Annotated in this window: 11 protein-coding genes; 9 read left to right on the top strand and 2 right to left on the bottom strand. The window is 67.7% G+C overall.

Annotated elements, in window-relative coordinates:
• The first annotated feature begins 292 nt into the window (after positions 1–292).
• Positions 293–1,156, top strand: a complete 864-nt coding sequence (locus tag ACIBK0_RS45275) for a maleylpyruvate isomerase family mycothiol-dependent enzyme (RefSeq protein ID WP_399094218.1) — start codon at positions 293–295, stop codon at positions 1,154–1,156.
• Positions 1,157–1,215: 59 nt separating this feature from the next.
• Here ACIBK0_RS45275 and sbnA read toward each other — a convergent pair whose 3' ends face one another.
• Positions 1,216–2,202 (bottom strand): 2,3-diaminopropionate biosynthesis protein SbnA, encoded by a 987-nt coding sequence (sbnA, locus tag ACIBK0_RS45270; protein WP_399094215.1) that lies wholly within the window; start codon positions 2,200–2,202, stop codon positions 1,216–1,218.
• A gap of 612 nt (positions 2,203–2,814) precedes the next feature.
• On the opposite strand from sbnA, the gene ACIBK0_RS45265 reads away from it, so the two are divergent.
• From ACIBK0_RS45265 to ACIBK0_RS45235, 7 genes are all read left to right on the top strand, one after another.
• Positions 2,815–5,469 (top strand): Pls/PosA family non-ribosomal peptide synthetase, encoded by a 2,655-nt coding sequence (locus ACIBK0_RS45265; RefSeq protein WP_399094212.1) that lies wholly within the window; start codon positions 2,815–2,817, stop codon positions 5,467–5,469.
• 37 nt (positions 5,470–5,506) lie between these two features.
• Complete coding sequence (locus ACIBK0_RS45260; RefSeq protein ID WP_399094209.1) at positions 5,507–8,017, top strand: amino acid adenylation domain-containing protein; 2,511 nt, start codon at positions 5,507–5,509, stop codon at positions 8,015–8,017.
• Between the two features lie 36 nt (positions 8,018–8,053).
• On the top strand, positions 8,054–9,058 hold the full coding sequence (locus ACIBK0_RS45255) for a TauD/TfdA family dioxygenase (RefSeq protein WP_399094206.1): 1,005 nt from the start codon (positions 8,054–8,056) through the stop codon (positions 9,056–9,058).
• The gene (gene sbnB / locus ACIBK0_RS45250; protein WP_399094203.1) at positions 9,055–10,125 is read left to right on the top strand and encodes a 2,3-diaminopropionate biosynthesis protein SbnB; all 1,071 of its coding nucleotides are present in this window, start codon (positions 9,055–9,057) and stop codon (positions 10,123–10,125) included. Before ACIBK0_RS45255 ends, sbnB begins: the two co-directional genes overlap by 4 nt.
• Positions 10,126–10,302: 177 nt before the next feature.
• Positions 10,303–10,902 (top strand): sulfite oxidase-like oxidoreductase, encoded by a 600-nt coding sequence (locus ACIBK0_RS45245; RefSeq protein WP_399094200.1) that lies wholly within the window; start codon positions 10,303–10,305, stop codon positions 10,900–10,902.
• A 2-nt stretch (positions 10,903–10,904) separates the two neighbouring features.
• Positions 10,905–11,615 carry a ferredoxin reductase gene (locus tag ACIBK0_RS45240; protein ID WP_399094197.1) on the top strand — a complete coding sequence of 237 codons (711 nt, stop codon included), beginning with the start codon at positions 10,905–10,907 and terminating at the stop codon, positions 11,613–11,615.
• Between the two features lie 31 nt (positions 11,616–11,646).
• Entirely contained in the window at positions 11,647–11,919 is a 273-nt protein-coding gene (locus ACIBK0_RS45235; RefSeq protein ID WP_399094194.1) for a DUF6510 family protein, read from the top strand.
• 183 nt (positions 11,920–12,102) lie between these two features.
• On the opposite strand, the gene ACIBK0_RS45230 is transcribed toward ACIBK0_RS45235, so the two are convergent.
• Entirely contained in the window at positions 12,103–13,311 is a 1,209-nt protein-coding gene (locus tag ACIBK0_RS45230) for a chitinase (RefSeq protein ID WP_399094191.1), read from the bottom strand.
• 192 nt (positions 13,312–13,503) lie between these two features.
• Between ACIBK0_RS45230 and ACIBK0_RS45225 the strand changes: the two genes are divergently transcribed.
• Positions 13,504–14,139, top strand: coding sequence for an ArsR/SmtB family transcription factor (locus ACIBK0_RS45225; RefSeq protein ID WP_399094188.1), 636 nt, complete (start codon positions 13,504–13,506; stop codon positions 14,137–14,139).
• Positions 14,140–14,145: the final 6 nt, after the last annotated feature.

The following is a 14,145-nucleotide window of genomic DNA, read 5'->3' as shown; positions in this document are numbered from 1 at the left end:
CCGTGACCGTCCTGTCGTAGGGGACAGTCGGGAGCGCGACGAGGTGTGAACGACCGAGTACACAAGCTCGACCGTTCACGGCCGAGAAGGTGACAGGAACGGTGAGCCCGCCAGTGCTCGACGCCCCCGGGCGAAGCGGCCCCACAGCCCTGGCCGTCCAGCCGCGGCGCTGAACCGTCCGTAAGAGCGGTGACGGCTCCGGCCGGGACGACCCCTCGGAGCCGTTGGGTACGCGTGCTCCTCTCATGGGCCGGGCGAAGGGAACGGCGGCACAGCGCCTATCGTCATCGACATGTTCGCCGCTCCCAAGCCCTCCTCAACCAGCCCCTCGGCGGACCCCTCCGAAAGGCACGTGACGATGAAGACCTCGGACCAACCCGACCACGGATCTACTTTCGCCCCGGTCGACCACCGCACGGCGGTCGCGGCGGAGACCACCCGGTTCGTGTCGGTGGTCAAGGACGCCGACCTGACGACAGCGGTGCCCAGCTGCCCCGGGTGGACGCTGGCCGACCTGGTCAAGCACACGGGCAGCGTCCAACGCTGGTTCTCGGTCCTGTTGCGGGCACGCATCCAGGAACCTCCGCGGAAGCGAGAAGTGGACCTGCGGCTCCCGGAGCAGGAGAACGAGTACGCCGACTGGCTGGGCGAGAGCGCGACCGTGGCCGCGGAGGCCTTCGCGGCGACCGATCCGACCCTGCCGATGTGGGCATGGGGCGCCGACCAGCACGCCCGCTTCTGGGCACGCCGGATGCTCTTCGAGACGCTGCTGCACCGAGTCGACGCCGAGCTGGCACTCGGCCTGCGGCCCACGATCGACCGCCCGCTCGCGGTCGACGGGATCGATGAGTTCCTCGTCAATCTGCCCTTCGCCGCCTTCTTCGCCCCCAAGGTGGCCAACCTGCGCGGCGCCGACAAGACCATCCGCTTCCGCGCCACGGCCGGGGACGACGAGTGGCTCGTCCGCCTGCGGCCCGACGGCTTCGGCCTCGACACGACTCGTGCGACCACGGAACCTGCTGACGCGACCGTCCGGGGAACCGCGGCCGACTTGCTCCTGCTCGTTTACGGCCGCCTGTCCTACGACGCAGAGGTCCTCGTGCACGAGGGGGACGAGGACCTGCTGACCCACTGGTTCGCCAACTCCGCCTTCTGAGGCCGGGTCTTCGCGATCTGCGGGGCTTGAGATGCGCGAGGACGTCACAGGACGCGGGATCAGACCGCCTGGGATGCGGCGATCGACGCCTGGGAACCGAGAACGTCCTCGCCGTACAGGTCCTGTACCCAGTTGGTCTGGTAGACGGTCTCCAGATACCGCTCACCCAGATCCGGGGCGATGGCCGCCGCGGTCAGCTCCCGTCCCTCCTGGCGGGCCAGCCAGTCCATCGCCCCGCTGACCACTGTGCCGGTGGAACCCCCGAACAGAAACCCGCGCCTGGCCAGCCGGTGACAGGCCCGGATGGTGTCGGCCTCCGCCACGCACACCACATCGTCGACATAGGACTCGTCCAGCAGCGGCGGGCGCCTGCTGGTGCCCAGGCCGGGAATCATGCGTCGGCCCGGGGCGCCTCCGAAGGTCACCGAGCCCATGCTGTCGACGGCCACGATGCGCACGGGCCGGTGCCACTCGCGGAAGTAGCGCGCGCAGCCCATCAGGGTCCCGGTGGTGCCGGCGCCGACGAAGAGCACATCGAGGTCCGGGAACTGTCGGGCGATGGCCGGGGCGGTTCTACGGTAGTGGGCCATGCCGTTGCTGGGGTTGTTGTACTGGTTGAGCCACACATAGCGATCATCGGAAGCGCACAGCGCACGGACGTGGTCGATGCGCGCGCCGAGGAAGCCGCCGACGGGGTCGGGCTGTGTGATGACGCGGACCTCGCTGCCCAGGGCCTCCATCATCAGCCTGGTCGCCAGGTTGCAGCGGGAGTCGGTCACGCACAGGAACCGGTAGCCCTTGCTGGCCGCGATCATGCCCAGAGCCACGCCCAGGTTGCCCGAGGACGATTCGACCAGAACCGAGTTCGGTGTCAGCTGGCCGTCGGCTTCGGCGGCCTCGACCATTTCGGTGGCAGCCTTGAGCTTGATCGATCCGGCGAAATTGAATCCCTCGCACTTGAGGAACAGAGGGAGCCCGACGACTTGCTCAAGGTCGACGTAGAGGTCGTCCTCGTTGAAGGCCTGGGGAACGGATATGACGGGCATGGTCGTCTCCTCGACTGCGGCGGAGTGTCTCCCGGCCGGTGATCCGTCTCGGCTCGGGGAGGAATTCGACGGCGACTTTTGATTCGCCGGAATATATTCAGTACGCCCGAATCGGAGCAGCCTGTCATGCCACCGAAATTCGGGACTTGACAGGCGCCCTGTTCCCGCATAAGCGCCGTGGCCGGGGGAGGGTGCTGAACCACCCACGGTCACCAGGGGTATCCGGCGCTTCCGTGCTCGGCCACAACCGTGTCCGCCCTCCAGGACCCGCCCCCATGCCCTGCCCCCCGTGTCCTGCCCCATCGTCGTACCTGGCCCCATCCGGAAAGCGCCAGGTCAGATGGGCGGGTCGACGTAAATCCCGGACGCCCCGCGGATTGAACGGGTGTGCCTTCGATGCGCGGCCATAGGCGGGGCGAGGTGCACGGAAAGCAAGGGAATACAGGGGCGCTGACCGCAAATTCGTCGGGCTATCAAGGCCGGTGTGTTGCGTCAAGCCCCGAAATTCAGGGGCGCGACAGGAATTTCCCGGCCAGGCGTACTGGAGAGGCGGACGACACGAATTCCGTCCGTACCGACCGACGTCTACCGAAGCGTCCTCAAGGAGCTCACGTGATAGGGAAATCTGTCGAAGTCTTGACGGCCGCTCCGGCCGGCATCGCGACCCTCCAGGACGGCGGGGGCGGCGCCGACCCGTTGACCGGCACCGAGAGGCTGCTGGCCGAGGTACTGGCCGGCGTCGCGCGCATCGAGCAGGTACCGGCCGACAGCCACTTCTTCAACGACCTGGGTGCCGATTCCCTGGTGATGGCCCAGTTCTGTGCGCGGGTCAGGAAGCGGGCGGACTTGCCGACGGTGTCGATGAAGGACATCTACCGGCACCCCACGATCCGGAGCCTGGCCACCGCGCTCGGCGACGCCGCGCCCACGCCCGTCCCATCGCCGGCCTCGGCTGCGGACGTGTCGGCAGCCGCGCCGATACCGGCCGATGCAGGGGCTGCGAACGCCATGGCGGCACGGACCGAGGCGGCGCCGCGAGCCGAGGTGCCGGCAGCCGTCGGTACACGGCGCTACATCGTGTGCGGAATGCTGCAGTTCCTGATCTTCCTGGGCTATACCTACCTCGCAGCCCTCGTCGCCACGCAAGGTTACGAGTGGATCTCTGCGGGCTCGGGCCTGTTCGACCTCTACCTGCGGTCCGTCCTGTTCGCCGGAGCGAGCTTCCTGGGCCTGTGCGCCTTCCCGATCGTGGCGAAATGGGCACTCATCGGTCGCTGGCGATTCGGCGAGTTCCCCGTGTGGGGCATGGCCTATCTGCGATTCTGGGTCGTCAAGACCCTGATCCGCACCAGCCCCCTGCGCCTGTTCGCCGGTTCACCGCTGTACGTGCTCTATCTCAGGGCGCTCGGCGCGCGGATCGGGAAAGGCGTCACGATCCTGTCCCACGCCATACCGGTCTGCACCGACCTGCTCACCGTCGGTGAGGGCACGATCATCCGCAAGGACGTGCACCTGTCCTGCTACCGGGCCCACGCCGGCCTGATCCAGACCGGCCCGGTCACCCTCGGCAGCAACGTGCTCGTCAGCGAGCACACGGTCCTCGACATCGAGACCTCGATGGGCGACGGCGCTCAGCTGGGCCACGCCTCCTCTCTGCACACCGGCCAGGTGGTGCCCGACGGAGAACGCTGGCACGGCTCGCCGGCGCAGCAGACCGAGGTGGACTACCGGACGGTCGGCCCGGCCGACTGCTCCACCGTCAAAAGGACCGTGTACGGCGTTCTGCAACTGCTGAATCTGTTGGTGGTGATTCTGCCGCTGGCGATCGGCGGTGTGAGCGTTCTGTTCGCCGAGATCCCGCAACTTCATGCGCTCCTGAACCCGCAGCGGCTGGCCGTCACCAGCCCCGCCTTCTACGCCTATGCCCTGGCCACTTCCCTGGTCGTCTTCTTCGGCTCCCTGTTCGTCGGCCTCCTCGTCGTGGGCACCGTGCCCCGTGTGCTGAACCGGGCCCTCAAGCCCGGCAAGGTCTATCCGCTGTACGGCTTCCACTACAGCGTCCAGCGGGCTGTCGCCCTGATGACCAACAGGAAGTCCTTCACCAGGCTCTTCGGCGACAGCTCCGCAATCGTCCACTACCTGCGCTGCCTCGGATACGACCTCTGCCGCATCGAGCAGACCGGGTCGAACTTCGGCACCGAAATACAGCAGGAGAACCCGTACCTGAGCTCGGTCGGAACCGGCACCATGATCGCCGACGGACTGTCTCTCATGAACGCCGACTTCTCCAGCACGTCGTTCCGGGTGTCCCGGACGTCGATCGGGCCCCGTAACTTCCTCGGAAACCGCATCGCCTACCCGTCACAGGGCAAGACAGGCGACAACTGCCTGCTCGCCACGAAGGTCATGGTCCCCATCGACGGACCGGTGCGCGAGGGCGTGGGGCTGCTGGGCTCCCCCAGCTTCGAGATCCCGCGCACGGTGATGCGCGACAACAGGTTCAACCACCTGCAGACCGGCGACCAGCTGCGCCGTCGCCTGACCGCCAAGAACAAGCACAATGCCGCAACCGCCGGCCTGTACCTGCTGGCGCGGTTGATCCACTTCTTCATGATCACCGTCATCGCCATGGGTGCCGCCGACTTCTACCCCTCACTCGGCGCACTGGCGATCGCCCTGGGCAGCGTCCTCACCCTGACGTTCACCGTCGTCTACTTCGCACTGGTCGAACGGGCCTCCACCGGGTTCAAGCCCCAGAAGCCGCTGTACTGCTCGATCTACGCGCCCTCCTTCTGGCGCCATGAACGCTTCTGGAAGTTGGCCTCGGTCGACTACATCCAGGTCTTCAACGGCACCCCCTTCAAGAACGTGATCTGGCGGCTGCTCGGGGCCCGGATCGGCAAGCGGGTCTTCGACGACGGCTGCTTCTTCCCGGAGCGCACCTTCGTCACCATCGGCGACGACAGCGTGCTCAACGCCGGGACCGTCGTCCAGTGCCACTCGCAGGAGGACGGCGCCTTCAAGTCGGACCGCAGCGCACTCGGCAGCGGCTGCACCCTCGGGGTCGGTGCCTTCGTCCACTACGGCGTGGCGATCGGTGACGCAGCGGTGCTCGCCCCCGACTCCTTCCTCATGAAGGGCGAGGAAATTCCCTCGCACGCCCAGTGGGGAGGCAACCCGGCCCGGGAAATGCCGGGCAACGGAACCCACCTCGACGGCCGCCGAGAACACCACGACACCCACGCCGCCCCGGCTCGCGGCCACTGACGCCGCGGCACCAGCGACAAGCAGAGGAAACGAACCGATGGCAAAGCATGTGACGCGCACCCAGACGGACCGGGACTACTGGCGGGACGTACTGACAGCCGGCGGATTCACCCCCGCCCCACACTGGACCCTCCACCCGGCGACCGGCGAGGGCCGGTACGAGACCCAGGTCCCCGACGACACCGTGACCGGGCTGCGCCGACTGGCGGACGAGCTGGCGCTGCCGCTCGGTTCGCTCCTGCTGGCCGCGCACGCCAAGGTGCTCGCGGCACTGTCCGCAGAGCCGGAGATCACCACCGGCTACGTCGCCGAGGGCGGCCGCCCCCTGCCGTGCAGGCTCACCACCGCACCCGCCTCATGGCGGGAACTGCTGCACACCACCCACCAGGCCGCCGCTGAACTGCTGGCACACCAGGACGTTCCGGCCGAGGACATCGACACGCTCAGGCGCGAACTGGGCCTGACCGGGCCGTCGTTCGAGACCGTCTTCGATCCCACAGCGACGGACGGGAACCTCACCGAGGACCTCGCGCTGCGGGTGGGCTTCCGTCACCGCGAGGGCCGGCTCGCGCTGTGGCTGCGCTACCGCACCGACAGGCTCGACGCAGACAGCGCCGCCCGCATCGCCGGATATCACCTGACCGCGCTCGCGCTGATGACCGCCGACCCGGATGCCGAACACGCCTGCCAGAGCCTTCTGTCCGACGAAGAGCTGCGATTCCAGCTCGAGCAACTGGCCGGACCGGCACGGGCGTTGCCGAACGCGCGGGTGCACGAGCTGTTCGAGGACCGGGTGCGGATGCATCCGGATGCCGTCGCGGCTGTGCAAGCCGGCGAGCAGTGGACCTACGGGGAGCTCAACGCCCGGGCCAACCGGCTGGCCCGCGCCCTCGCAGCCCGCGGGCCTGCCCGCGAAGGTGTCGTCGCGGTGGTGACCGAACGCAACCTCGACTGGCTGGCCGCCGTCATCGCGGTCTTCAAGGCCGGAGGGGTCTACCTCCCCATCGAGCCACACTTCCCGGCCGAACGCATCGCCGCCACTCTCTCCCGCGCCGAATGCACCCTGGTACTGACCGAACCCGGCAGCACCACCACCCTCGACCGGGCACTCGACTCCCTGCCCGGAGTCGCGAGGCTGCTCGTCGAGGCCGCCTACGAGGAAGATCACGCCGACGATGATCTCGGCATCCGCGTCACGCCCGACCAGCTCGCCTACATCTACTTCACCTCCGGCTCCACCGGTGAGCCGAAGGGCGCGATGTGCGAACACGCCGGCATGCTCAACCACCTCTACGCCAAGATCGACGATCTGCAGATCGGCGAGGGACAGGTGGTCGCCCAGACCGCACCCCAGTGCTTCGACATCTCACTGTGGCAACTGCTCTCCGCACTGCTGACCGGCGGGCAGACCCTGCTGGTCGAACAGGACGTCATCCTCGACGTCCCCCGCTTCCTCGACACCGTCACCGACGGCAGGGTCACCGTCCTGCAGGTCGTGCCCTCCTACCTCGAAGCCGTCCTGACCGAGCTCGAACAGCGCCCCCGGACGCTGCCCGACCTGCGGTACGTATCGGTCACCGGGGAGGCGCTGAAGAAGGAGCTCGCCGAGCGCTGGTTCACCGCCCAGCCCCGGATCGGACTGGTCAACGCGTACGGGCTCACCGAGACCTCGGACGACACCAACCACGACGTCATGGACCGGGCGCCGGAACGCATCCTGCTCGGCCGCGCGGTCAACAACGTGAACGTCTACGTCGTCGACGAACATCTCGCACCGGTGCCCCTGGGCGCTCCGGGTGTGATCGCGTTCTCCGGGGTCTGTGTCGGCCGTGGCTACATCAACGACCCGGAACGCACCCAGGCGGCGTACGTGGCCGATCCGCACCGCGACGGCATGCGGCTCTATCTCGGCGGCGACCACGGCCGCTGGCACCCCTCGGGGAAGCTGGAGTTCCTCGGCCGCCGCGACGCCCAGGTCAAGGTGCGCGGGTTCCGGATCGAGATCGGCGAGGTCGAGAACACCCTGCTCCGGCTTCCCGGTGTCCGCGACGGCGCGGTCGTGGTGGCCGAACGCGGCGACCGGAGCCAACACCTGGTCGCCTTCTACTCCGCCCCGAAGCCACAGGACAGCGGGGCCCTCGCCGACCAGCTGGGTACCTCGCTGCCCGCCTACATGGTCCCGGAGGCCTTCCACTGGCGCGAAAGCCTGCCGCTGACCGCCAACAGCAAGATCGACAAGAAGGCACTGACGGCACTCGCCGCGGGACTCGCCACCACCGAGGACGACCACGAGCCGCCGGCCACACCGACCGAGCGGCGGCTGGCAACCGCCTGGGGGCACGTTCTCGGCGTCCCTCAGGACCGCATCGGGCGCCGTGCCCACTTCTTCGACCGCGGCGGCACCTCCCTCTCCGCGGTGAAACTCGCCATCGCCCTGGACCGCGTCGTGTCCCTCAAAGACGTCACCGCACACCCGATCCTCACCGACCTCGCCGCCCTGGTCGACAACCGACCCGAGCGCCGCGCAACCGAACCGGTCACCTCCTGAACCGGATCGAAAAACCACCTCGAAAGGAAAAGCACCATGTCCTACCCGATCACGGCGTCCCTCCTCAAAATGGACCTGAATCCCGGCAAGCCCCCGATCCTGTACACCGAGACGCCTGACGACGTGTCGGCCTGGGCGGATGAACACCATCGCGCCCTGCGCACTCTCGTCGCCGAACACGGCTCGGTCCTCATCCGCGGCCTGCGACTGTGCGACGTGGACCGGGCCGGGACCCTCCTCCGCCGTCTGGCCCCGGCCCCGATGACCGACAAGGAAGCCGTCGCCCGCCGACAGACGTACACCCCGGGCGTGTACTCCTCCTCGGCATGGCCGCCGAACCAGCCGATGTGCATGCATCACGAACTCAGCTACGCCCTCCAGCCCCCCGGCCTCCTGCTGTTCGCCTGCCTGACCGCGCCCAGCACCGGCGGAGCCACTGCCGTCGCCGACGCAGCCACCGTCCTGGAGACACTTCCCACCGAGCTGGTCCAGCGCTTCGAAGAGGAAGGCTGGCTGCTCACTCGCACCTACAACGACGAGATCGGCGCTCCCTACGCCGAGGCCTTCGGCACCGACGACCGGAGGGCCATCGAGGACTACTGCCGCACAGCCGCCATTGACTTCGACTGGCAACCCGACGGCAGCCTGCGCACCCGCCAGCGCCGCCCGGCCGTGACGGTCCACCCGGTCACCGGCCGCCGCTGCTGGTTCAACCAGATCGCCTTCCTCAACGAATGGACGATCGAACCCGAAATCCGTGAATATCTCATCGACGTCTACGGCGCCGAGTCACTGCCGTTCAACACCCGCTTCGGAGGCGGCGACCCGATCGGCCCCGACGTCGTCCAGCTCCTGAATGACACCTACACGGCCCACACCGCCCGCGAGCCGTGGAAGGCCGGCGACCTCATGCTCGTCGACAATGTGCGTACGGCGCACAGCAGGGAGGCCTTCCAAGGACCGCGCGAGGTACTCGTAGCCATGGCCGAGCCGCTGCGCCCGGCCGAGTGCCCGCCGACTGCCGAGGTGAGCGCCGGATGACCACCGTCCGTTCCGACGCAATCGAGCCCGCCATGTCCCAGCAGCACACTGTGCCACCGTTCGCAGTGATCTCCGGCGCCCAGGTCCAGCAAGCCCTGCGGGACCGGGAAAAGCAGATCGTGGACCTCATCGAGGCCACCTACCAGCTGCACGCCGCCGGAGAGTCCGTCAACCCCCCTTCCTACTTCCTGCGCTTCCCCGACCGTCCCTCCTCCCGGATCATCGCGCTGCCCGCCTCGATCGGCGGGCAGGTACGGGTGGACGGCCTCAAATGGATCTCCAGCTTCCCCGACAACGTCCAGGCCGGTATCCCGAGGGCCTCCGCAGTCCTGATCCTCAACGACCACGACACCGGCTACCCCTTCGCCTGTCTGGAAAGCTCCATCATCAGCGCCACCAGAACCGCCGCATCCGCGGCACTGGCCGCCGACCGCCTCACTCGCAACCGGCAACGCCCCACTCGGGTCGGGTTCTTCGGCACGGGCCTGATCGCCCGCTACATCCACACGTTCCTGACCGCAGTGGGCTGGTCCTTCGACGAGACCGGCGTCCACGACCTCAGCCCCGACAGCGCCGCCGGCTTCCGTGACTACCTCCAACAGACCGGCACCGCCGGACAGATCACCCTGCACGACAGCCCCGAGGAACTCATCCGCTCCAGCGACCTCGTCGTCTTCGCCACCATTGCCGGCGAGCCGCACATCAACGACCCGGCCTGGTTCGACCACAACCCGGTGGTCCTGCACGTGTCCCTGCGCGACCTCGCGCCCGAGATCATCCTCGCCTCGACCAACATCGTCGACGACGTCGAACACTGCCTCAAAGCCAACACGTCGCCCCACCTGGCCGAACAGCTCACCGGCAACCGCGACTTCCTGCACGGCACACTCGCCGACGTCATGACCGGACAGGTGACACCGCCTTCCGACCGGCCACTGGTGTTCTCGCCCTTCGGCCTCGGAGTACTCGACCTCGCCGTCGGCAAATACGTCTACGACGAGACGGCCCGCTCCGGGGAGCTGTGCGTCATCGAGGACTTCTTCCACGACCTGCGTCGGCACGGATGACCAGCTCTGAGTGGACGAGCAGCCGCATCGCTCCGACACTGGCTGGTGGATCTCAGTGTCGGGGCAGAGTGACGTTCCCGGCATCAGAAGGCACCGCCGTCACTCCCACTCGCGACCGGACACACACGCGACGCGCTGCCGCTTTCTTGATTTCCCACGAGTCCAGGAGATGACGCCATGAGCTCCTTCACACCCGGTTTCCGCGGGCGGGCCCGTCCTCTGGCGGACCGTCTGCCTCCCGGCCAGTACCCTACGGAGCAGTTCCCCGTGCTGTCGGCGGGCCCTACTCCACGCGTCCCCACCGAGACGTGGGCTTTCACCGTGACCACGGAAGACGGACGCACACACCGCTGGACGTGGGACGAGATGATGGCCCTTCCGCAGCAGGACACGGTGACGGACATCCATTGCGTGACCCGCTGGTCGAAATTCGACACCGAGTGGCGCGGTGTCTCGCTGGACGCCTTCTTCGAGGATGTCGAGACGGCCGCGGAGTACGTCGTGGTCCACAGTTACGGCGGTTACTCCACGAACTTGCCGTTGGAGGACCTCCTCGATGGCAAGGCCTGGATCGCCCACGCCTACGACGGCTACCCCCTCTCTCCGGAGCACGGCGGCCCCGCCAGGCTGCTCGTGCCGCACCTGTACTTGTGGAAATCGGCAAAGTGGGTGAGCGGACTGCAGCTCACGCTGAAAGATGAGCCCGGTTTCTGGGAGTCGGTCGGATATCACAACTACGGCGACCCGTGGCGCGAGCAGCGCAACTGGGGAGACTGACCATGACCCTTGTCTGGCGCAGGGCCCGGCTCGTCGAGCGCCACCCACAGACCGCCACCGCCCGCTCCCTGGTCTTCACCGTGCCGGAGTGGTCCGGTCACCTGCCCGGCCAGCACGTCGATGTGCGGCTCACCGCCGACGACGGCTACCAGGCGGTTCGCAGCTACTCCCTCGCCACGCCCGCCGACGGCGACCGCATCGAACTGGGCGTCCAGTCCGTGCCCGACGGCGAGGTCTCGCCCTACCTCGCCGACCAGCTACCGCCGGGTGCCGAGGTGGAAGTGCGCGGTCCGCTCGGCAACTGGTTCGTCTGGCGTAGCGAGCAGACGGAACCGGTACTGCTGGTGGCGGGCGGCTCCGGAGTCGTACCGCTGGCGGCGATGATCCGAGCCCACCGGAAGGCCGAGTCACGCAGCCCGTTCCATCTGCTGTATTCCGTACGCACCCCAGACGACGTTTGGTACCAGGACCAACTGGCCGACGGGGATCCCTCCCTCGACGTCCGCATCGTGTACACGCGGCAGGCCCCGCCCGGCAGTACCCGCACGCCCGGCCGTCTCACGCCGGACGACCTCGACGCATCGGCGGCCCGACTGAAACCGAACAGCCCCGTGTACGTCTGCGGACCGACCGGATTCGTCGAGACTGCCGGCGACCTGCTCGTCGACCTGGGGCGCGACCCCGCCACCATCCGCACCGAACGCTTCGGCTGACCCGCCGACCACAACCGCACGGGAGGCCCTCATGACAGACGCGTCCACCCACCTCGACGGCAACAGTCTCGCCGGCCCGCTTTCGGAGATCCTGTCGGTGGAACCCACCACGGCCTGGTGGCGCTGCCCAGCGTGCACCCGGTCGGGGCCACTTGCCCAACTGCACGTCTACGGCCCAGAGCCGGGTCTGACCGCGCGATGCCCAGGATGCGCGTACATCGCCCTCAGGCTGGTCAGGGAGGGGGAGCACATCTGGCTGGCAATGGGGAGCGGCACCGGCGCGTTCCGCTTCTCCATCGCCTAGAGGTGTCCGTACGGGGCTCGCGATGTCCGGTCGCGGGCATCGTGGGGTTCGGAACTGTGGTCACTTGCCCGTGCACGAGTGCGCTGTCGCGAGCATGAGTGGGCGCTGGTGTCGTGATGGCGGGCCGGGCCACCCCCTGCGGCCGCCTGGGAAGGTGTGCCCGCCCCGACATCTTCCCGTACGTCAGCAGGTCCCCTCGTCCTGCCATGGCCCCCACTCCGAGGCGCCCGGCACCTCGTTCTGGGTCCACCACTTGGCCTTCCAGTTGTGTTTGTTGTACGAGACCTCATTGCCGACCGTATAGACCGCCGTCGAACTCCATGCCGTCTTGCAGGCGGTGCTCGGCGGGGTGGGAGTGGGCGTGGGGGTGTTGGTGGGCGGGGTGGCTCCGGCGAACTTTACCGAGTACTTCGCGAAGTCCCAGGAATTCTGCGCCACGCTGGAGCAGGTGCCCGACGTGCGGCCGCCGTTGTCGACGGGATTGCACTGGCGGTCGCGGTTGAGGGACCAGAAGGTGAAGCGGTCCATGTTGTGACCGGTGGCGTAGTCCAACACCGTCTGGAAATCGGCCTGCGAGAAGATCTCTCCGGTGTCGCTGCGTCCGTTCATGCCGGAGAAGCCTTCGTGGGCATACGCAGTTGCCTGGTCCCAGCCGAAGGTGGACTGGAGGATCGTGTTGAAGTTGGTGAGCGCGCTGGTCTGAGAGGCCGCGCCGTTGAAGCCGCCGTCGAACGGCATGATGGAGAAGTTGTTCGGCGTGAACCCCTGTGACTTCGCCTCCAGCAGCATCTGCTTGCCAAACCAGCCGGTGCCGTCCGCCGTACCGGCCGTGGTGACGGAGACGTAGAGGCCGGGGTTGTTCTGCTGGAGGATCTTGGCAGCGCCGATCTCGTTCTTGATGGCCGCAGTGTTCTCGTACTCCGGCTCCTCCAGATCGAAGTCGATCGCGTGCAGGCCGTACTTGGTGATGACCTGCTGGTACGCCGCGGCGGTGGAGGCAGCGTCCGAGCAGGTCTGCCCGAGCTTGGTGCCGCCGTACCCGCCGATCGAGACGGAGACGTCGCCGCCCTTGGAGCGGATGGTGTTGATGACCGACTGCACGGCGGTGTCCGAGGAGACCGCGGCCGTGCCGCCCCAAGTGGGGGAGCAGCCGCCGCCGTTGGGGGCGAGGATGAACGCCAGCTGGAATGCCTTGAGGCCGGTTGCGTCCATGATGGCGGCCGGGTCCGGCGGGTCGTTGTCCAGTGGCATCAGATAGGGAGCGGCGGCGTACCAGCGGTTGCTGAGCGCGGTGGTCGCGCCCGAGGCATTGCCCGCGACCAAGGCGGTCGTGCCGACGGCGGCCAGGCTTACGGCGGCTGCCGCGCCCAGACACGCGTGAAGACGTCTCACTGTGCCTCCAGGGAGTGGGGGAGTGGCCCCAGCTTCTGGCGCTGTCGCGATCACGTCAATAAGTTGGACTAGACCAGAATGCGCTTTGGACTAGACCATACTTTTCCTTTACCTGAGCTGGCCTCGCATTGCAAAACAAGTCTTTCGCAATAGTTGTTTCGAAAGACTTCCTTCTCGTCTAGGCTCCAGGTCGTGAGCACTGCAGACCGCGATGACGCCACCCCCGACAACAGCGATCCGTATCCAACGCTGCGCAAGGTCACGGATGCACGAGCACTGCGCGCGCTGGCGCACCCGACACGCATCGCCCTGCTGGAGGCGGTGGCGGCGAGCGGACCGCTCACCGCCACCGAGGCCGCACAGATCGTGGGCGGCACCGTCCCCAACGTCTCCTACCATCTGCGCACGCTGGCGAAATACGACTATGTCGTCGAGGCGGAAGGCCGCACCGGCCGGGAGCGACCGTGGAGGCTCGGCACGGTCGGTATGCGGTTCGACGCCGACGACCCGGATCCGACAGTGAGCCACGCTGCACACGCTCTCAGCGGCGTGTTGGTGGATCGCTGGCTGGGCCGGATGCGTCATTACGAGAGCCACCGCGAGCACTACCCCGCGGAGGCACGCGCCGTCAGTGGCAGCAGTCAGTTCGTCGTCTTCGGTACGGCGGCGGAAGTCGAGCAAGCGCGGACGGAGATCGCGAACATCCTGATGAGGTTCACGGACCGCATCGCGGAGCCCGCTCTGCGTCCCGAAGGCTCTGTCCCCTTCGAGGTGCTCGTATTCACCCATCCGTTCGAGATGCTCATCCCAACCGACTCAGAAGGGTGACACCTA

The organism is Streptomyces sp. NPDC050564, from assembly GCF_044457265.1.
GTDB lineage: Bacteria > Actinomycetota > Actinomycetes > Streptomycetales > Streptomycetaceae > Streptomyces.
Note: the sequence above shows the minus strand (reverse complement) of the source record. Positions and strands in the feature narration are given on the sequence as shown.